Raw genomic sequence first — 19012 nt, 5'->3', positions numbered from 1 at the left:
CTCGCCGCCCATGCCCCCGCGCCTGAGTATCGTCGTCCCCGTCTACAACGTCGAGCTTTACCTCGACGAGTGCCTGGAGTCCATCGCAGCACAGACATTCGACGACTTCGAAGTCGTGCTCGTCGACGACGGTTCCACCGACGGCAGCGCGGCACTCGCCCAGGCGTTCGTCGACCGTGACGACCGCTTCCGGCTGGTCCTCCAGAAGAACGCGGGACTCGGCGCGGCCCGGAACGTGGGCGCCCGCCACATCAGCCCGGGCAGCGAGTACCTGGCCTTCGTCGACAGCGACGACACCATGCCGCCGTACGCGTACCAGCGCATGATCGACGCCCTCGACGAGACCGGCTCCGACTTCGCGGCCGGCAACGTCAAGCGTTTCCGCTCCGTCGGCATGCAGCAGTCCTGGGGCCACCGCCTCGCCTTCGCCGCGACCCGGCTGAAGACCCACATCTCGAAGTTCCCGGCGCTGGTCACCGACCGCACCGCGTGGAACAAGGTCTACCGGCGCAGCTTCTGGGACGAGCACGCCTTCCAGTACCCCGAAGGCATCCTCTACGAGGACGCCCCGGTCTCCATTCCCGCGCACTACTTCGCCAAGAGCGTGGACGTCATCGGCGAGTGCGTCTACCACTGGCGCGTCCGCGAAACCGGCGAGCGCTCCATCACCCAGCGCTCCACCGACCCGGTCTCGGTCATCGACCGCGTCACCTCCGTCCGCCTGGTCCGCGAGGCGCTCCAGAGCAAGCAGGGCGCCGCCTACACCCGCTACCTGCGCGACTACGACCGCAACGTGCTGAGCGAGGAACTCCCGCTCATCTACAAGTACGTTCCCGAGGCCGGCGCCGAGTTCCGTGCCGCCTTCGCCAAGGAGGCCGGCGGCCTGGTCCGGGAGATCGGCCCCGGGCTGTGGCCCGACCTCACGGTCGCCGACCGGCTGAAGGCCTACCTCGCCGGGGAGGGCCGGATCGAGGAGTTCGTGGCCCTCGTCCAGCACCAGCGGGACTTCACCTACAGCGTCCCGGTCAAGGGACTGGCCCGCCCGCAGGCCGACTACCCGTTCCTCAAGGCACCGGTACCCGCCAAGGTCCTCACCCTCGGCCCGCGCGAACGCCGCGTCGTCAGCCGCGTCGAGCAGGCCCACTGGGCCGACGGCAAGCTGCTGCTGCGCGGCTACGCCCTCCCCGGACACCTGGGCGCCGAGAGCCGCCTCGGCTCGCGCAAGATGCTGGTCTTCCGCGAGAACGGCAAGCGCCGCCGGGCCGTCGTCACCACCCGTACGGTCGCCTCCCCGATGGCCACCGTGAACTCCCCGCACCTCGCCCTGCGCCACGCCGACTGGGCCGGCTTCACCGCCGTGATCGACCCCACCGCCTTCCAGACGGGCGGCAAGTGGAACGAAGGCGTGTGGAGCACCTCCGTCGCCGTCACCGGAGCCGGCGGACTGCACCGCGCCCGGCTCAAGGCCGGCGAGCACGACAGCGGACAGAACCCGCCCGCCCACTGGGTCGCCCCGGACGTGCGGATCGTCCCCGGCACCACCGGGACCTTCAGCATCCAGGTGGAGATCGTCCGCGCCCGCGCCCTGGACGTCCGCCCGGCCGGTGACGACGCCGTGGAGGTGGCCGGCGAGCTCGCCGCCGAGATCGGCGCCGGAGCCTCCCTGCGCGCCGTGCACGCCTCCACCCGCACCGCGCTCACCTTCCCGCTGGAGACCGCCCCCGCCGTCACCGGCGGCCGGATCCCCTTCACCGTGCGCGTGCCGCTGGCCGATCTGGCCGCCGTCGCGGACGCCCCGGTCGGGCCCGGCGAGTGGACCCCGGAGCCGTGGAGCCTGACCGTGACCGGCGCCGACGGTGCCGAGCACCGGCTGGCGCACGACGAGCGCGGCGGCTTCTCCGGACTGGTCCTCGCGCTGCCCGGCGAGGAGCCCGGCCGGGCCCTCTTCGCCAAGCGCGGCACCACCGGACACCTGACCTTCTCGGTCCAGGCCTCCCCGCCGCTGGTCGACACCGTCGAGGCCAAGGACGGCGCGCTCACGCTCCGGGGCCGGTTCGCCGCCCCCCTGGACGAGCCCTACGAGCTGGTCCTGCACGACCCGACCGGCCTGGAGTTCAGCTACCCCGTCACCCGGGACGGCGACACCTTCGAGGCCTCCTTCGAGCCGGTGCTCCCCGAGAGCCGGGCCGGCCGCACCCCGCTGCCGCAGGGCCGCTGGTGGCCCACGCTGCGCCCGGTCTCCCAGGGCGGCGCCACCGCCGGCCTGCTCGGCGTCGACCGCGGCGCCCCGCTGCAGTTCGCCCCAACCGCCCTGCACGCGGGACCCCACGCCGTCACGGCCCGGGGCCGCCGGATACGGGTCGAATCCCGCCTCTACGACCGCGTCGCGCTGATCGCCGATCCGATGATCAGCCCGCACGACCGCTCGCGCTACGCGCAGCGGATCGCCCGCGACGTGACGTACCCGGCGCAGAGCGCCCTCCCGGTCAAGGACGTCGTGGTCTATGACGCCTTCCAGGGGCACGGCGCCGGAGACTCGCCGCGCGCCATCCACGAGGAACTCGTGCGGCGCGGCGAGAAGCTGGAACACGTCTGGCTGGTGCGCGACGGCCGGGCCGAGGTCCCGGAGACCGCCCGCGCGGTTCAGTACGACAGCCTCGAATCCTGGGACGTGCTCGCGCGGGCCCGGTACTACGTGGTCAACGACAGCGTGCCGCGCGCCTTCCGCCGGCGTCCCGGCCAGACCGTCGTACAGACGTGGCACGGTACGCCGCTGAAGCAGATCGGCCACGACTTCATGCACGACTACTACACCAGCCCCGAGGCGCTGGAGGCGCTGGAGCACGACAGCGCTCAGTGGTCGCTGCTCGCCTCCCCGGGCTCGTACGCCACCCCGGTCCTGAAGCGGGCGCTCGGCTTCGGCGGCGAGGTCATCGAGTCCGGCAGCCCGCGCACGGACGCGCTGGTGCGGCCCGACGCGGAGCGGATCGCCGAGGTCCGCCGGCGGCTCGGCCTGCCGGAGGGCAAGAAGGTCGTGCTGTACATGCCCACGTGGCGGGAGAACCGCCTCGGCTGGACGGTCGCCTCCGGCTACAAGCTCGACCTGCAGATCGACCTGGACGCGGCCCGCCGCGAGCTCGGCGAGGACCACGTCCTGCTGATCCGCGGCCACCACAAGGTCACCGAGCAGGTGCGCGAAGGCGTCCGCGACGGGTTCGTCGTCGACGTGTCCCGCTGGCCCGACGCCACCGACCTGCTGCTCGTCGCCGACGTGCTGATCTCGGACTACTCCTCCGCGATCTTCGACTACGTGCACACCGACCGGCCGGTCCTGCTCTTCGCGTACGACCTGGAGCACTACCGGGACACGCTGCGCGGGTTCACCTTCGACCTGGAGAAGAAGGCCCCGGGCCCGCTCCTGCGGGATTCGGCGAGCCTGATCGAGGCCGTGCGGAACGCGGACGCGGTGGGCGCGGAGTACGCACCGGCGCGGGCGGCGTTCCGCGAGGAGTTCTGCGACCTGGACGACGGCCAGGCGGCCAGCCGGATCGTCGACCGCATGCTCGAGATGTAACCCGCAGGAGTGCATTCCAGACCGCATACGGACCGGTCCCGGCCCCACCGATGAGTTTCGGGGCCGGGACCGGTCTGTATGTGCGGGACGGATTCCCCACCCGCACACTCTGGAGGCAGTCATGGCGAGCAACCCCTTCACCACGTGTCTGTGGTTCGACGGCGCGGCGGAGGCCGCCGCCGACTACTACCTGTCGGTCTTCAAGGACGGCAAGCGCGGCCGCGTCGGCCTCTTCCCCGAGAACGGCGGCGGGGTCGTGGGCGAGGTCATGGTCGTCGAGTTCGAGATCAACGGCCAGCGGTTCGTCGGCCTCAACGGCGGCCCGCAGTTCCCCTTCACCGAGGCCGTCTCCTTCCAGATCAACTGCGCCGACGACGCCGAGGCCGACTACTACTACGAGGCCCTGACCGCCGACGGCGGCCAGGAATCCGCCTGCGGCTGGGTCAAGGACAAATTCGGGCTGTCCTGGCAGGTCATCCCGGCCGGGGCCATCGAGCTGATCTCCGACCCCGACCCGGTCCGGGCCGGGCGGGCCACGGCCGCGATGATGCAGATGAAGAAGCTCGACGTCGCGGAGATGCGGCGGGCGGCCGACGCCGGCTGAGGCGTCAGAGGACCGTGGCCGACGAGGCGATCCGCGCCAACAGGGCGGGCAGAGCCGTCCCGATGGGCTCGCGGATCACCTCGTCGGCGAGGGAGTCGTACGGGGTCTCCTCCGCGTTCACGATGATCAGGCGGGCCCCCGCCTCCGCGGCCATCCCGGCCAGCGAGGCCGCGGGCTGCACCTGGAGCGTCGAGCCCACGGCCACGAAGACCTGGCACCCCTTGGCGACCGCCACGGCCGAGGCGAGCACCTCGGGGTCCAGCCGCTCCCCGAACATCACGGTCGCCGCCTTCAGGATCCCGCCGCACGCGAGGCAGGCCGGATCCGGCTCCCCGGCGGCGACCCGGGCCAGCGCCTCGTCCATGCCGCTGCGCGCACCGCAGACCGTGCACACCACGGCCCGCGCCGTGCCGTGCAGTTCGAACACCTTCCGCGCGGAGGTCCCGGCGAGCTGGTGCAGCCCGTCCACGTTCTGCGTGATCACCCGCAGCGGGATCCCGGCACGCTCCAGATCGGCGACGGCCAGGTGCGCGGCGTTCGGCCGCGCCCCCAGGGCCCCGATCTCGGCGCGCATCAGCCAGGACCGGCGCCGGATCTCCGGATCGGCCATGTAGGGGGCATAGGTCACGAGCTTCTCGGCGTCGGGCTCCCGACGCCACAGCCCCTGCGGCCCCCGGTAGTCGGGGATCCCCGAATCGGTGGACATCCCGGCCCCACTGAACACTGCGACGAGCGGCTTTCCCATGGGGCCGACTCTAGGCAGCCCGCGCGGTGTTCTCCACGGGGTTTCGGCCCGCGCACGGAGCCCGGTGGGCCGGTGGCGCATCCGGGGCCCCGTTCCGCGCGGACCTCCGTAGGGTGGCGGCATGCAGACCACCGTCCTGTACTGCTCCGATCCGCTGAACGGGCGCCGCCCCGACGCCCACTTCGCCGAGGAGGCCCGCGCGGTGCGCGCCGCCGGAGGCGCAGTCGCGCTCGTCGACCACGACGCGCTGCTCGCCGGGGACGCCGGCCGGGCCGTGGCCGGGGTGCCCGCCGGGGCGGGGGCGCTCTGGTACCGGGGCTGGATGATTCCGGCGGCCCGGTACGCCACACTCGATGCGGCCCTGCGCGAGCGCGGCGGGAGACTCCGCGTCTCCCCGGATGCGTACCGGCGCGCCCACGAACTCCCCGGCTGGTACGAGGCGTTCGCCGGGCTGACCCCGCCCAGCCGCTGGCTGGCGACACCCCCGGGAAAGACCCCGGAGCCGGACCGGCTCGCGGACGCCGCCGCGGCCCTGCCGTCCCGCGCGGGCATCGTCAAGGACTACGTCAAGTCCCGCAAACACGAGTGGGCCGAGGCCTGCCACCTCCCCGACCTCGCCGACCGGGCCGCCGTCCACCGCGTGGTGAACCGGTTCGTGGAACTCCAGGGCGAGGACCTGGCCGGCGGGGTGGTGCTGCGCGCCTTCGAGGAGTTCACGGCGGCCGATGGCGTGGCCACCGAGGTGCGCGTCTGGTGGCGCGGCGGCGACCCCCTGCTGGTCACCGCCCACCCCGACAGCCCGTACGCCGAGGCCGCGGCTGCGGACCTCGGACCGGTGCGGGAAGCCGTCGCGGAGCTCGGCTGCGCCTTCGTCACCACGGACCTCGCACTGCGCGCCGACGGGGTCTGGCGAGTCGTGGAGGTGGGCGACGGACAGGTGAGCGATCTGCACCGGGAGGCCGATCGCGCCGCGTTCGTCCGCCTCCTGACGGGCGGTTGAGCCCCCGCGGGAGCAACGGCCGATCTGGTACAACAGCGGACATGACGGGACTCGCTGGATTCGAGATCAACGGCGCGAGCGCCACCGACATGGCGCTCCTGCGGGACTGGGCCGATGAGGAGGGCTGGAACCCCGGAGACTCCGACCGGTTCGCGTTCGCCGTAGCCGATCCGGGCGGATTCCTCGTCGGGCGGCTCCACGGGGAGCCCGTCGCCTGCATCTCGGCCGTCCGCTACGGCGCCGGCTTCGGCTTCATCGGCTTCTACATCGCCCGCCCCGAGGTGCGCGGGCAGGGGTACGGGATCCGGCTGTGGAAGGCCGGGATGGAGCGGCTCGACGGGCGGCTCGTCGGCCTGGACGGGGTGGTCGAGCAGCAGCACAACTACCGCAAGTCCGGCTTCCGCTCGGCCTGGAACAACGTCCGCTACGAGGGGGTGCCGCGGGCGGCCGGGGACCTCCCGGAGGAGCCGGCGCCGGGGCTGCGGATCGTGGACGCCTGCACCGTGCCCTTCGGGCAACTCGCCGCGTACGACCGGCGGTTCTTCCCCGCGCCGCGCGACGCCTTCCTCTCCGCCTGGGTCGCGCTGCCCGGCCGCACCGCCCTCGCCGCCGTCCGGGACGGCCGGGTCGAGGGGCTCGCGGTGGTCCGGCCGAGCAGCGGAGCCTCGCGCGTCGGCCCGCTCTACGCCGCCGACCCGGCCGTCGCCGCCGCCCTCCTGCTCCGGCTCGCGGAACGGACCCCCGACGCCAAGGTGGCCGTGGACGTGCCGGACGCCCATCCGCGAGCCGCCGCCCTGCTGGGCGGACTGGGACTGACCCCGACGTTCGAGGCGGCCCGGATGTACACCGGCCAGGAACCGGACCTCGACCTCACCGGCATCTTCGGGGTCACCAGCCTGGAGCTGGGCTGACCTCAGAGGGTGAAGACCGTGCCGGTGCTGTTCCACAGCGCGCACGGGTTCGCGTAGGTGTAGGTGTAGCTCATCCGGCGGCCCTGCCACACGCCGTCGGCGGTGACGGTCAGCGGGCTCCACTCCCGGGTACACGCCGCGTCGGGGCGCGGCTCGGCGAGTGCGTCCAGGTCGGGGGCGTGGGCCCGTAACTCGGCGCAGGCGGTTTCCGGGTCCGGGTGGGTCCCGCCGGGCCGGGGCGCGCAGACCAGGGTGACCGCGCGCAGCACCGTACCGCTCACCGCGTCCTCGCCGTCGGTGACGCTCAGGACGAGCGCGGACGGGGCGTACAGGCTTTCCCCGCCGGAGGGCGCGGCTCCGGCGGCTCCCGAGCCGGCCAGGGCGGTGAGGGCGGTGAGTCCCATGGCGGCGGACGACAGTCCCAGGGTCCTGGTGACGGATCGCATGTCGAACACTCCTCGCGTCGTTGCGTCGGATAACGGACGCGAGTCTTGCCCATGCGGAACCGGAACGCCCGTTCGCACCTCTACTTCTCGTCACGCGCTGCGCACGCATGACCGCAGACCGCAGCGGTCCTGGGCGGCTGACCTGTGGGGGAGCGGCCGGCGGAATCGGCCCGAACCGCCCGGGTCAGCTCGCGGCGAGCCGGGGGGCGTACGTGTCGAGGAGCCGGGTCCGGGTCTGGTGCAGCCGCATCGCGAGGACCCGCCCGACCCAGTGGCCGACGGCGGACCCGAAGGCCGGATCGGCGTCCATGAGCATCCGTACGGTCGTGGCGTCGAACTCGTACGCGCGGACCGGCGTCATGGCCTCGGCGCCCAGCTGCCACACGTACGGCGGGAAGAGCCACGACCAGCCGACCAGTTCTCCCGGACCCAGGCTCTCGATGGGCGTGGGCCGGCGCCCCGCGACGGGAATCTCCAGGGTCACCGTGCCGGAGCGCACGATCCAGAAGGAATCCGCCCGGGACCCCTCGTCGAAGATCCGCGCGCCCTCGGGGAAATTGACCTCACGGGCGTGGGACATCAGCCGTCCGCGGTGCTCGGTCGACAGGACGGCAGCGATCCGGATGGGGGAAGGTGTGCTCACGACGGCCTCCGATCGGGACCCCCCGCTCTCCCCAGTGTCGCTGACGCCGGGCCGAATCCGTGGTGTCCGCCCCCGGAGGATTGTCCGATTTTCGGCAATGCAAACCCTGAGGTGCTCCCCGGCTACTCCGCGACCACCCCGGGGCCACCCCCGGTCATTCCTCGGCTCCGGCCTCCAGGCAGGCCAGCTCCATGGCGTCGAGGACGGCCTCGTGGCTGCGCCCGCTCAGTTCGGAGACGTTCTCGATCTGCGCCGTCGCCCAGGCCGCCAGGGTCATCACCAGCACGCGGAGCCCGTCGGTTCCGTACTCGGCGAGGATCTCGTCAGCGGTGATCATCGCTTCCTCGGGCACCTGCTCCGGTGGTTCCAGCCCGGCCAGACCGCGGAGCAGGGTCAGGGTGCGGCGGGAGATCTCGGGGGTCATCCTGGCCAGCCGCATGTCTTCCTCGTCGCTCATGCCGCTCGTGCCGCTCATCCCGCTCCGCCCCTCCGGTACCGCGCCCGCGCCCGCGTACGTCCCCGGGCGTGCGCTCCTGCCCGTGCCCGCACCTGTGCCTGTGCCGTCCCCCCAGGGCACCGTAGAGGGGCGCGGGGCCGGGTGGGGCGGCATTCGCCAGAACGGGCCGGGTGTGTGGGGTCCGGCCTGGGTGCGGGTCCCGGCCCGGGGCGTCCGGGCCGGTGCGATATGGCATCCGATGGGTCAAGTGCGGTGAAAGGGACCGGGGTTCCCTCCGGGTACCGGTGGGCGCGGCCGTAGACGTCCGTACGATAGCTTCCGGCCATTCCGTTTTTCACGGTCCGTCATCCGGTCCGTCATTCCGCATTCCATATCGAACTGGGGGGTTCATGCGTAGATCCAGAGGGCTGGCAGCCGCTCTCACCCTGGCCCTGGCCGGCACCTGCACGGCCATGGGCCTCGGTCTCGTCGAAGAGGCCGCGGCCATCACGCCGCCGGTGGCCTTCACCGCCGACGAACTGCCCACCTGGCAGGTCAACGGTGTCGTCTGGGCCCTCGCCGAGGCGGGCGACCAGGTCTTCGTCGGCGGCACCTTCTCGGAGGTGCGCCCGCCGGACGGCGCCGCCGGAACCGGGCAGGAGGCGGTGAACTTCGCGACGCTCGACGCCGCGACGGGCGCCCCGACCGCCTGCAAGCTGTCCTTCACCGTGGGTTCCGGTACCGCCACCGTCCGGGCGCTCGTCCTCTCGCCGGACAAGTCGACCCTGTACGCCGGCGGCTACTTCGGCGCCGTCAACGGCACCCCGGTGTCCAGCATCGCCGCCATCGACGTGGCGACCTGCACCGTGAAGACCGGCTTCCGGCCGGCCTTCGCGGCCACCGTCCGGGCCCTCGCCGTCACCGGCGACACCGTGTACGCGGGCGGCGACTTCCTCACCGTCGCGGGCCAGCCCCGCGAGCGGTTCGCCGCCGTGGACGCGGCCGACGGCACGCTGAAGCCGTTCACCGCGAACGCCGACGAGCCGGGCCGCGCCGTCGAGGTCACCCCGGACGGCGCGCACGTGGTCCTGGGCGGTGACTTCTTCACCGTGGGCGGTACGAACAGCCACGCCCTCGCCGTCGTCGACGCGACGAGCGGCGCCGTCACCAAGGCCTACCCGGGGTTCATCGAGACCAACTCGGTGGTCAAGGACATCGCCACCGACGCGACCGGCTTCTACACCGGCAACGAGGGAACGGGCGGAGGCGTCTTCGACGGCCGGATCGCCCTGAACCTGAGCGACTTCGGCCAGCGCTGGCGCGACACCTGCCTCGGGGCGACCCAGGCCGTGCTCCCGTACCAGGACGTGCTCTACAGCGCCTCGCACGCGCACGACTGCTCCGGCATCGGCGAGTTCCCGGACGGGCAGCGCCACCACCTGCTCGCGCAGCCGACCACCTCGACCGGCAAGCTGGGCTGGGCTCCCGACACCAACGACGGCATCGGCGAGGGCATCGGCCCGCGCGTGATGGCGGTCGGCTCCAAGGCCGGAGTCCAGTACCTCTGGGTCGGCGGCGAGTTCACCACCGTCAACGGTGCGGCGCAGCAGAGCCTGACGCGCTTCGCCTCCACCGGGGACACGGGCGCGCCCAGCGTCCCGGTGGCGAGCGCCGTGAGCTTCAAGCCCGGTGAGGTGCAGGTGCGCTGGCGCACCAGCCTCGACCTGGACGACAGCAAGCTCACCTACAAGGTCTACCGAAACGGTTCGGCCACGCCGATCGCCACGGTCGAGGCGGACTCGCTGTTCTTCCGCCGCCCGCAGGCCTCCTGGACCGACGCCACCGTCACGGCGGGGCAGGTCTACACCTACCGGGTGACCGCCACCGACGCGGCCGGCAACACCAGCGCCCTGTCGGCGACGGCGAGCGTGACGGTGCCGGCCTCGGCCGACGCGTACCCCAGCGCGGTCCGCACGGACGGCGCGCAGCTGTTCTGGCGCTACGACGAGTCGGCCCTGCCCTTCGTCGCGGACTCCTCGGACGGCAACCAGAGCGGTGTGCACCTGAACGCCCCCGCCCTGCGCCAGACGCCCGGCGCGGTCACGGGTGCGAGCACGGCCATCGGCTTCAACGGCACGGACACCCAGGTGTACGGGGACAAGCGGCAGAACGTCGGCTCCACCTACAGCATCGAGACCTGGTTCAAGACGAACACCACCACGGGCGGCAAGCTCATCGGGTTCGGCAACAACCAGGCCCGCGGCAGCAGTCAGTACGACAAGCACATCTACATGACCAACGACGGCCGGCTCGTCTACGGCGTCTACAGCGGCGGTACCCACACCGTCACGACCGCGGCCGCGTACAACGACAACCAGTGGCACCACGTCGTCGCGACCCAGGGTCCGGGCGGCATGACCCTGTACGTGGACGGCGTCCAGAAGGGCACGCTGGGCTTCACCGCGCACGAGAACTTCGCCGGTTACTGGCACGTGGGCGGCGACAGCCTCGGCGGCTGGCCGGACCGTCCGGTCAGCGAGTACTGGGCGGGACAGCTGGACGAGACCGCCGTCTACCCGACGGTCCTGAGCGCGGCCCAGGTGCAGAACCACCACACCCTGGCCTCCGCCCCGGCCGACTCGGTCGTCGAGGTCCAGGCCGCGGAGGACACCTACGCCAACGCGGGCGCCCCGAGCACCAACTACGGGACGTCCGGCTCGCTGGCGGTCCGTGGAACCTCGTTCTACGCGAGCTACCTGCGGTTCAACCTGCCCGCCGCCCCCGCCGGCACGGTGCTCAAGTCGGCCACGCTGAGCGTGAAGACCAGCACCATGGCCGGCGCCGGTACGACGGACACGGTGTCCGTGCTCCCGGTCACCGGATCCTGGACGGAGGCCGGAACCACGTACGCCAACCGCCCGGCACTCGGCAGCCCGGCGCTCGGCACCTTCGCGGGCGTTCCTGACGGCTCGGCCGTCCAGACGACCGGCCTGGACAAGGCCACCGTCGCCGGAGCGCTCGGCAGCGCGTACAGCCTGGCGCTGAGCAGCGCCGGTACGGACGCGCTGTGGCTGTGGTCCTCGGAGGCCGCGGCCAACGAAGGCGGCCCGAAGCTGACGCTCACCTTCGGCGCGCCGTAGCGGGACCGGGTCCTACGTGCGGCGGCCGGTGCGGATACTCCGCCCGGCCGCCGTTGCGGTTTCCCGGAGCGGCTCCAGGAAGGCCCTGGGGTGGCCCTAGGGCCGGCCGGCGTGCTGGACGTGCTCCAGGATCTGCCGGAGCAGGGCGGCGACGTGCGCGTCGTGGAGTTCGTAGATCACGCTGCGCCCGTCGCGGCGGCCGGTCACCAGGTCGAGGTGGCGCAGGAGCCGCAGATGGTTCGAGACGGTGGGCTGCCCGAGGTCGAGCGCCTCGGCCAGCTCGCCGACCGAGCAGGGGGCGTGCAGCAGGCGGGCGAGGATGCGGATGCGGGCCGGGGAGGCCAGGCCCTGCAGGACCTCGGCCACGGCGGCGGCGTCCGGTTCGGTGAGCGGTTCCGGTTGCATGCCGGTCACTGTAGAGCAGTACATCAGGAGATCAGGATGTCATCAGATCAGGACGTCTCAAGGTTCACATATTTCAACATGCTGATATGTTGATGTCATGACTGAAGCCGAGAACGCGACCACGAGCGGTGGTGCGACCACCCACCGCCACGGATTCCTGGGCGAGCGCGCGGAGCTGGTCAGCGCCCTGCTCGCCCTCACCGTCTACCTCACGGGGCTGACCCTCCAGCTCACCGGCCACGAGGGCCCCGTACCGCAGGCCCTCTTCATCGCGGCATACGCCTTCGGCGGGTTCTTCACCCTCCGCGAAGCCCTCCTCGCCGTACGCGGCGGGCGCTTCCAGGTCGACTTCCTCATGCTCGTCGCCGCGGCCGGAGCCGCCGCGATCGGGCGCTGGGAGGAGGGCGCCGTCCTGCTCGTCCTCTTCAGCCTCGGCCACGCCCTGGAGGGCTACGCCATGGGCCGGGCCCGCCGCTCCATCGAAGCGCTCGGCGCGCTGGCCCCGCGTACCGCCCTGGTGCGCCGGGGTACGGGAGCGCCGGTGGAGGTCCCGGTCGAGGAGCTGACCGTCGGGGACACCGTCGTCGTCCGCCCCCACAGCAGGGTTCCTGCCGACGGCTTCGTCGCCGCCGGCGCCAGCAGCGTCGACCAGTCGCCCATCACCGGCGAGAGCGTCCCCGCGGACAAGGTCCCCGTCGCCGACCGGGCCGCCGCCCTCGCCGACCCCGGCGCGGCCGGTCCGGAGAGCCGCGTCTACGCCGGCACGGTCAACGGATCCGGCTCCCTCGACATCGCCGTCACCCGCCTCGCCGGGGAGAACACCCTGGCCAGGGTCGTCAAGCTGGTCCAGGACGCCGAGGAGCGCACCTCGCCGACCCAGCGGTTCACCGAGCGGTTCACGAAGTTCTTCGTACCGGGCGTCCTCGTACTCGTCGCCGTACTGCTCGCCGCCGGGGCGCTCACCGGCGAGCCCTTCGCCGACACCTTCTACCGCGCCATGGCCGTCCTCGTCGCCGCCAGCCCCTGCGCCCTGGCCATCGCCACCCCGGCCGCCGTGCTCAGCGCCGTGGGCCGGGCGGCGCGCGGGGGAGTCCTCGTCAAGGGCGGTGCGCCGCTGGAGGAGTTCGGCCGGCTGCGCACCATCGCCTTCGACAAGACCGGCACCCTGACCGAGGGCCGGCCCCGCCTCACCGAGATCGAGCCCGTCCACGCCGCCGGACGCGAGGAGCTGCTGCGCACCGCCGTCGCCGCACAGCGCCTCAGCGACCACCCCCTCGCACAGGCCGTGGTCCGCGACGGTGCGGCACTCGTGCAGGCGGCCGCCGTCTCCGAGGCCGTGAACCTGCGCGCCCTCGTCGGCCTCGGGATCGTCGCCGAGCTCGACGGGGAGGCCGTCCACATCGGGAGCCTCGCCTACGCGGACACCCTCGCGGGCCCGCCCGTACCGGCCCGTCTCCGCGACCGTACGGAGGAACTCGCCCGGACCGGCCGCACCACCATGCTGGTCCGCCGGGGCGACCGCTGGCTCGGCACGCTCGGCCTGATGGACGCCCCGCGCCCCGAGGCCGCCGCGGCGGTGGCCGCCCTGCGCGGGCTCGGCGTGCAGCGGACCGTGATGCTGTCCGGCGACGACCAGCGGGTGGCCGACGCGGTCGGCCGCGCGGTCGGCATGGACGAGGTCCGGGGCGGCCTGCTGCCCGAGGACAAGGTCGCCGAGGTGACCCGGCTGCGCCGCACGGCCCGTACGGCGATGATCGGCGACGGCGTGAACGACGCCCCGGCCATGGCGGGCGCCACCGTCGGCGTGGCGATGGGCGCGGCCGGCTCGGCCGTGGCCCTGGAGACGGCGGACATCGCGCTGATGTCCGACGACCTGCGCCGGCTCCCCTTCATCACCGGCCTCAGCCGCCGCGCGAGCCGCGTCATCCGCCAGAACCTCTGGCTGAGCCTCGGCATCGTCGCGGTGCTCGTCCCGGCCACCGCCCTGGGCCTCGGGATCGGCCCGGCGGTCCTGGTCCACGAGGGATCCACCCTCGTGGTCGTCGCCAACGCGCTGCGCCTGCTGCGCTACGCCGACTGAGCCGCGGCCGCGAACGCGTAGTCGAAGGCGTACTCCACCGCGGTGTCGCCGTAGCGGTGGACGAAGGAGCCGGAGCCGGCGAGACCGGTCAGGCCGCCGGTGCCCGAGCCGGGGACCACGGCGAAGCTGCAGTGGGTGCCGGTGGCGTCGAAGGTGCCGCGTTCCTCCAGGACGAAGGCGCCTTCGCGGCCGTCCACGGTGCCGGTGACCAGCTCCATGCCGGTGAAGGTGCCGGTGCTGTCCCCCGTGTAGGCCACGGTGTAGGCGCAGGTGGTGGCCGGGGCGGTGAGGGCGCCGGTGAAGGCGTTGGTGACCGTGGCACGGGCCAGGCGGGGGAAGACGCCTTCGGGGCCGACCGGGTGCTCCTCCCAGTCCTTGAAGGTGAATCCGTTGGTGGTGGTGGCGGTGGTGGTGCTGGTGGGCGTCGGCGTGGGCACAGGGGCCTCCTGGTGTGGTCGGGTCCGGCGTTCGGATTTCGGATTTCGTAGTCGGCGTACGGCGGGTTGTCGGCCCGTCTGTGCACAGCCTGGGCCGCGTACCTGACATCTCCTGTCAGGTATGCCGGACAATGACCGGATGCGCGCCGACCGGCTCCTCTCCCTCCTGCTGCTGCTCCAGAACCGCGGCCGGATGACCGCCCCCGACCTCGCCGCCGAGCTGGAGGTCTCCGTCCGGACCGTGTACCGGGACGTCGAGGCGCTCGGAGCCGCAGGGATCCCGGTCCACGCGGACCGCGGGCCGGCCGGCGGATTCCGCCTCGTCGACGGCTACCGGACCCGGCTCACCGGCCTCACCGACCTCCAGGCCGGCTCCCTGTTCCTCGCCGGCGCCCCCGGACCCGCCCGGGACCTCGGCCTCGGCGCGGACCTCACCGCCGCGCAGCTGAAGCTGGAGGCCGCCCTCCCCGCCGAACTCGCCGACCGGGCCCGCCGGATCCAGCAGCGCTTCCACCTCGACGCTCCCGCCTGGTTCCGGGACGCCGACCCCGTACCGCACCTCGCGCAGATCGCCGAGGCGGTGTGGGAGCAGCGGATCCTGCAGACCCACTACCGCCGCTGGAGCGGAGCCGTCCACCGGGCGCTGTGGCCGCTCGGACTCGTCCTCAAGGGCGGCATCTGGTACCTGGTCGCCCGGGCGGCGGAAGCGGAGGATGCGGAGGGTGCCGTGCGGAGCTACCGGGTGGGGAGGTTCCTCGCCGTGGACACCCGGGGCGAGCGCTTCGAACGCCCCGAGGGGTTCGAACTCGCCGCCTACTGGGAGGAGTCCGCCCGCCGCCTGGAGGCGGCCACGCGCCGGCAGACCGCCCTCGTACGGCTCTCCCCGCGCGCCCGGCGCCTGCTGCCGATGTGGTTCGGGGCGGCGGGCGTCCGCGCCCTCGCCACCGCGGGGCCGCCGGACGCGGACGGCTGGGTGGACGTGGAACTCGCCGTCGAGTCCGGCTCCGTGGCCGTCGGCGACCTGCTCCGCCTCGGCGCGGAGGCCGAGGTGCTCGGACCGCCCGAGCTGCGCCGGGCCCTCGCGGACACGGTGGCCGAACTGGCCGGGCGCTACCGGTGAGGGCCGGCGAGAACCGCTGAGCACCGGTGAGGGCCGGACGGAGCCGGTGGGAAACGGGTTGCGCCCGGCCGGTGCCCCGGCGAAGATCCACGGCATGACGATGCGAAAGGGCGTTCTGCGCCCGGGGCCTTGAGCCCCCGACCGCCGGGCCCCGAGAGCCCGGCCGACCGTGTGGACTCCTGGCTCGACGAGGCCGGGCAGGACCGTACCGGCGATGCCTACGGCGCGGCCCGCTCCGCGGTCTTCGACGCCGTGCGCCGTGACGGCGACGGCCCCGAGGCGAGACGGCTGGCCTCCCTTGCCTCCGGCGCGCGGGGCGACGTAAGGCTGCGCGTGCTCCGGCTGCTCACCGATCTGGCATCCGGCGCGCAGGACCGTACGGCTGCGGCCCGGGTCGCGCTGCCCCTGCTCGACGACCCCGACCCGCCCGTGCGGCGGGCGGCCGCCTGGCTGTTCGCCGCGGCGGACCGGGCAGGGGCCGAGCAGCTCCTGACCGCCCCGGTGGACCATCCCGGCGCACCGGACCCGGTGGCCCGGCTCGCACTGGCCGAGGCCCTGCTCGTACGGGACGGGGCCGGGGGCGGGGACGGCATCGCGGAGCGGCTGCGCACCGACGCCGATCCTGCGGTCAGACTGCGCGCCACCCCGGCTCCCGAGGGCGAAGCCGTCCTCCGGGACCTCGACGCCGCCGGGACCCGGATCGGCGGTCACGGCAGCAGGGTGGCCTGGCGGATCGGCACCGTGTGGGGGTTGAAGGCCCGCGGCTCCGTGGCCGAGAGCACCTGCTACGCGTGGATCGCCCGGCTCGCGGTCCGGCCCACGGAGGCGGCCCGGCTCGCGGCCGTGGACCTGGCGGCGGAGGCGATGCGCCACTGGCGGGCCGCCCCGGCGGCCCTCGTACCGCACCTGCGGCCCCTGCTGGCGGACCCGTGGGCGGGGCCCGCGGCCGCACGCGTGCTCGGGGCCTCGCTGGAGGCAGCCCGGCTGTGCCGGGAGGAACTGGCGGAGCCCGGCGCGGGCCGGACGGAGGCGGCCACGCTGGCGCTCGCCCGGATCGGCGACGTACGGGCCCTCCCGGAGCTCTGCCGGATCGTCCGCGCGGGGTCGTCGGGGTGGCAGGCCGCGGAAGCCGCCAAGGGCGTGGCCGGTGTACCCGGCGCGGACCTCGGCCCGCTCGTGGCGGCGGCCGTGGCGGCCCTGGACCTGCCCGGGCCCGAGGAGGCGGGACGGGCGCTCGCCGTGCTGAGCGCGTGCGGAGCCGCTGCGGCCCCGGCAGTGCCCGCGCTGGTCCGGATGCTGGCGGGGACGGCGGCCGGGCAGTCGGCCGGAGGTCCGCGCAGCCGGTGGGAGGGCGGCCTGACCGCCGCGCTCGGAGCCATCGGTCCGGCAGCGGCCCCCGCCCTGCCCCTCCTCGACGCGATCCCCGAGAACGGTCCCGGTACCCGGGCCGGCCACACCTCCATGGCCCGGATCCGGATCTCCGGGGACCGCCGCCGGGCGGAGGAGACACTCGCCGGACTGGGGGACCGGCCGCGCGACGTCGCCGTGGCGGCCCGGGTCCTGGAGTGGCTGGCCGACCACGGGGGTCTGGAGCCCCACCACGTGGCCCGGCTCCGCGAGAACGCCGCCGATGCGGAGCGCGCGCACCCGCGACTCCTCGCCACCTTGTGGCTGCACGCCGGGGACGAGCCGACGGGACCGCCGCTCGACACCCTCCTGGAGCACGTGGCGCGCGACGGCTTCGGCCCGTACCTCTGCCGGGCCCTGGCCACCCTGGGCCCCGCCGCAGCACCGGCCCTGCCCGCCCTGCGGGCGGCGGCGGAGCAGCGCGTCCGCGTCCCGGTGTACCTGGGCGACCGCGACGAGGAGATGCGCGAGGACGAACGCCTGGCCGAAGCGGTCCGCCACACCCTGCACCGGATCACCGAGCCCCGACCGCAAGGCCCGGCCCCGGAGCGGGGATCGGGTTAGACGGCGGGCGGTGGTTCGACCTCCAGGAAGCGGCGGCGGCGCGGGCCGCGGTACAGCAGGCAGACCCAGCCGAGGCGTTCGAGGGCGGCCGCGCAGGCAGTGAGGCGGTCCTGCTCCTCCTCGGCCGCGCCGCCGCCCGGCGGGCCGAGCCAGGTCACCTCGACGCGGCCCTTCCCGGACGCGGCGGGGCCCACCCGGTACCCGGTCCGGGTGCGCGGTCCGTCCGGGTCCTGCGGATCCCGCGCCGACGGGGGGATGCCCGCCGCCTCCAGTACGAGGGCCACCGCGCGCGGCATCAGCCGGAGCTCCCACGGGGCGGGAACTCCGGCGCCGGACGGGCCGTTGACCAGCCGGCGGATCTGCAGCAGGCCCTCGTAGGCGGTACGGAGCTCCGCCGCCCGCCCGGCCGCGGAGGGCGCGGGGCCGTCGCCGCTCGCCGGTTCGAAGCCCTGCCCGGGTGTGTTCACGTACGGCTGTCCCCTCGACCGGTCCGGTCTCGTCGTGTGCGCTTCCGAGTACCCCTTCTGAGTACCTCACACCCAACGGCCTGAGTATCCGGGCCGATTCCCGGGACGGCTCGCGCTGATCGAATGGGAGCATGACCTCCGAGACCGTCACCAGCGCCGCCACCGCCACCGCTGCCACCGCGCCCGCCGCGAGCCGCCCGCGGATGCAGCAGCACGTGACCACCGCCGGCTCCGCGCTCGCCGTGGCCCTGGTCCCACTCGTGGTCGGGGTCCTGGTGGCGAAGGGGCTCGCCGCGGACCCGCACGCTCCGGTCAACGCCCTGATCACCGGCGGCGGCCAGCGCGCCGGTCTGCCGCGGGCGGAGTGGCGCCGCCGCGGGCACGTCACGATGCGCCGGCTGCGCACGGTCCGGCGCGGAGCCGTGCGCGGGACGGTACGGGGCGCGGTGCGGGGCCGTGCCTACGTGACGGGTGGCCGTCCGGCGGGCCGCTGAGCCCGCAGCCAGGCCTCGGAGGCCTTCGGGGAGCGCAGCCGCACCACCCGCAGCGGGGCGAACCGGGGGTCGCCGGCCAGCCCGCCGATCACCGCACGCCGGGCCGCGTACTGGGACCAGGCCCACCACGCGGGGTGGTCGGCGCGCAGCCACTCCCGCCACCGCTCCCGGTTGCCGCCGAACAGCCGCTCCCGCAGCAGGCTCCGGCGCAGCGAGCGCACCAGGACCCGGCGCATGACGGTACGGCGCGGCTGGTCCAGCCACACCACGGTGTCGGCCCGCCGCCACAGCAGCTCGCGCGCGGCCTCGGGCCCGTGGGAGTCGAGGACCCACCGGTCGCCCTCCCCGATCCGCATGAGGTCCGCGGCGTAGGACGGGCTGACGGCCCACCCCGGCCCGGAGAAGTGCAGCTCGTCCATCTCGTGGTACGGCAGGGCGAGCCGCCGCCCCAACTTCCGGGCCAGGGTCGATTTGCCGGCTCCGCTGATGCCGACCACGAGGACGCGTTGCATCAGCGGAGCCTAACCGCGGGCGTGGCC

The 19012-nt window shown here is 74.0% G+C and carries 17 protein-coding genes; 9 read left to right on the top strand and 8 right to left on the bottom strand.

All coding sequences use genetic code 11. The annotated features are described in order from the left end of the window. Positions 1–10 precede the first annotated feature (10 nt). Together ACZ60J_RS04260 and ACZ60J_RS04255 are read left to right on the top strand one after the other, a co-directional pair. Entirely contained in the window at positions 11–3574 is a 3564-nt protein-coding gene (locus ACZ60J_RS04260; protein WP_469678861.1) for a bifunctional glycosyltransferase/CDP-glycerol:glycerophosphate glycerophosphotransferase, read from the top strand. A 121-nt stretch (positions 3575–3695) separates the two neighbouring features. Further along, the gene (locus tag ACZ60J_RS04255; protein WP_469678860.1) at positions 3696–4178 is read left to right on the top strand and encodes a VOC family protein; all 483 of its coding nucleotides are present in this window, start codon (positions 3696–3698) and stop codon (positions 4176–4178) included. A 4-nt stretch (positions 4179–4182) separates the two neighbouring features. Here the strand turns inward: ACZ60J_RS04255 and ACZ60J_RS04250 are convergent, their stop codons facing one another. Next, complete coding sequence (locus ACZ60J_RS04250; RefSeq protein WP_469678859.1) at positions 4183–4923, bottom strand: SIR2 family NAD-dependent protein deacylase; 741 nt, start codon at positions 4921–4923, stop codon at positions 4183–4185. Between the two features lie 121 nt (positions 4924–5044). On the opposite strand from ACZ60J_RS04250, the gene ACZ60J_RS04245 reads away from it, so the two are divergent. Then, complete coding sequence (locus ACZ60J_RS04245; protein ID WP_469678858.1) at positions 5045–5923, top strand: ATP-grasp domain-containing protein; 879 nt, start codon at positions 5045–5047, stop codon at positions 5921–5923. Between the two features lie 41 nt (positions 5924–5964). Continuing rightward, entirely contained in the window at positions 5965–6834 is an 870-nt protein-coding gene (locus tag ACZ60J_RS04240) for a GNAT family N-acetyltransferase (RefSeq protein ID WP_469678857.1), read from the top strand. A 2-nt stretch (positions 6835–6836) separates the two neighbouring features. Here ACZ60J_RS04240 and ACZ60J_RS04235 read toward each other — a convergent pair whose 3' ends face one another. The 3 genes from ACZ60J_RS04235 to ACZ60J_RS04225 all read right to left on the bottom strand — a co-directional run bounded on the left by ACZ60J_RS04235 (position 6837) and on the right by ACZ60J_RS04225 (position 8398). Continuing rightward, positions 6837–7280, bottom strand: a complete 444-nt coding sequence (locus ACZ60J_RS04235) for a subtilase-type protease inhibitor (RefSeq protein WP_469678856.1) — start codon at positions 7278–7280, stop codon at positions 6837–6839. 184 nt (positions 7281–7464) lie between these two features. Then, positions 7465–7923: a Crp/Fnr family transcriptional regulator gene (locus tag ACZ60J_RS04230; protein WP_469678855.1), complete on the bottom strand. Its 459-nt coding sequence runs from the start codon at positions 7921–7923 to the stop codon at positions 7465–7467. 154 nt (positions 7924–8077) lie between these two features. Next, complete coding sequence (locus ACZ60J_RS04225; protein WP_469678854.1) at positions 8078–8398, bottom strand: hypothetical protein; 321 nt, start codon at positions 8396–8398, stop codon at positions 8078–8080. Between the two features lie 371 nt (positions 8399–8769). Here ACZ60J_RS04225 and ACZ60J_RS04220 point away from each other — a divergent pair, with 371 nt between their 5' ends. Then, positions 8770–11499 carry a DNRLRE domain-containing protein gene (locus tag ACZ60J_RS04220; protein ID WP_469678853.1) on the top strand — a complete coding sequence of 910 codons (2730 nt, stop codon included), beginning with the start codon at positions 8770–8772 and terminating at the stop codon, positions 11497–11499. A 96-nt stretch (positions 11500–11595) separates the two neighbouring features. Here ACZ60J_RS04220 and ACZ60J_RS04215 read toward each other — a convergent pair whose 3' ends face one another. Continuing rightward, positions 11596–11904 carry an ArsR/SmtB family transcription factor gene (locus tag ACZ60J_RS04215; RefSeq protein WP_469678852.1) on the bottom strand — a complete coding sequence of 103 codons (309 nt, stop codon included), beginning with the start codon at positions 11902–11904 and terminating at the stop codon, positions 11596–11598. A gap of 97 nt (positions 11905–12001) precedes the next feature. Here ACZ60J_RS04215 and ACZ60J_RS04210 point away from each other — a divergent pair, with 97 nt between their 5' ends. Continuing rightward, positions 12002–13984 (top strand): heavy metal translocating P-type ATPase, encoded by a 1983-nt coding sequence (locus ACZ60J_RS04210; protein ID WP_469678851.1) that lies wholly within the window; start codon positions 12002–12004, stop codon positions 13982–13984. On the opposite strand, the gene ACZ60J_RS04205 is transcribed toward ACZ60J_RS04210, so the two are convergent. Next, positions 13972–14421, bottom strand: a complete 450-nt coding sequence (locus tag ACZ60J_RS04205) for a DUF3224 domain-containing protein (protein ID WP_469678850.1) — start codon at positions 14419–14421, stop codon at positions 13972–13974. The two genes, ACZ60J_RS04210 and ACZ60J_RS04205, sit on opposite strands and share 13 nt — an antisense overlap. A gap of 139 nt (positions 14422–14560) precedes the next feature. On the opposite strand from ACZ60J_RS04205, the gene ACZ60J_RS04200 reads away from it, so the two are divergent. Continuing rightward, positions 14561–15541 carry a helix-turn-helix transcriptional regulator gene (locus ACZ60J_RS04200; protein ID WP_469679108.1) on the top strand — a complete coding sequence of 327 codons (981 nt, stop codon included), beginning with the start codon at positions 14561–14563 and terminating at the stop codon, positions 15539–15541. Positions 15542–15670: 129 nt separating this feature from the next. Next, positions 15671–17512, top strand: coding sequence for a hypothetical protein (locus tag ACZ60J_RS04195; protein WP_469678849.1), 1842 nt, complete (start codon positions 15671–15673; stop codon positions 17510–17512). On the opposite strand, the gene ACZ60J_RS04190 is transcribed toward ACZ60J_RS04195, so the two are convergent. Then, positions 17509–17979: a hypothetical protein gene (locus ACZ60J_RS04190; protein WP_469678848.1), complete on the bottom strand. Its 471-nt coding sequence runs from the start codon at positions 17977–17979 to the stop codon at positions 17509–17511. The genes ACZ60J_RS04195 and ACZ60J_RS04190 overlap by 4 nt on opposite strands. 131 nt (positions 17980–18110) lie before the next feature. Here ACZ60J_RS04190 and ACZ60J_RS04185 point away from each other — a divergent pair, with 131 nt between their 5' ends. Further along, positions 18111–18473, top strand: a complete 363-nt coding sequence (locus tag ACZ60J_RS04185) for a hypothetical protein (protein ID WP_469678847.1) — start codon at positions 18111–18113, stop codon at positions 18471–18473. Here the strand turns inward: ACZ60J_RS04185 and ACZ60J_RS04180 are convergent. After that, on the bottom strand, positions 18440–18985 hold the full coding sequence (locus ACZ60J_RS04180; RefSeq protein ID WP_469678846.1) for a P-loop NTPase family protein: 546 nt from the start codon (positions 18983–18985) through the stop codon (positions 18440–18442). The two genes, ACZ60J_RS04185 and ACZ60J_RS04180, sit on opposite strands and share 34 nt — an antisense overlap. Between the last annotated feature and the right edge of the window lie 27 nt (positions 18986–19012).

It is taken from the genome of Streptomyces sp. NPDC104226, from assembly GCF_055584085.1.
The sequence above is the reverse complement of the archived record's forward strand: the minus strand, read 5'-3'. Positions and strand labels throughout refer to the sequence as shown.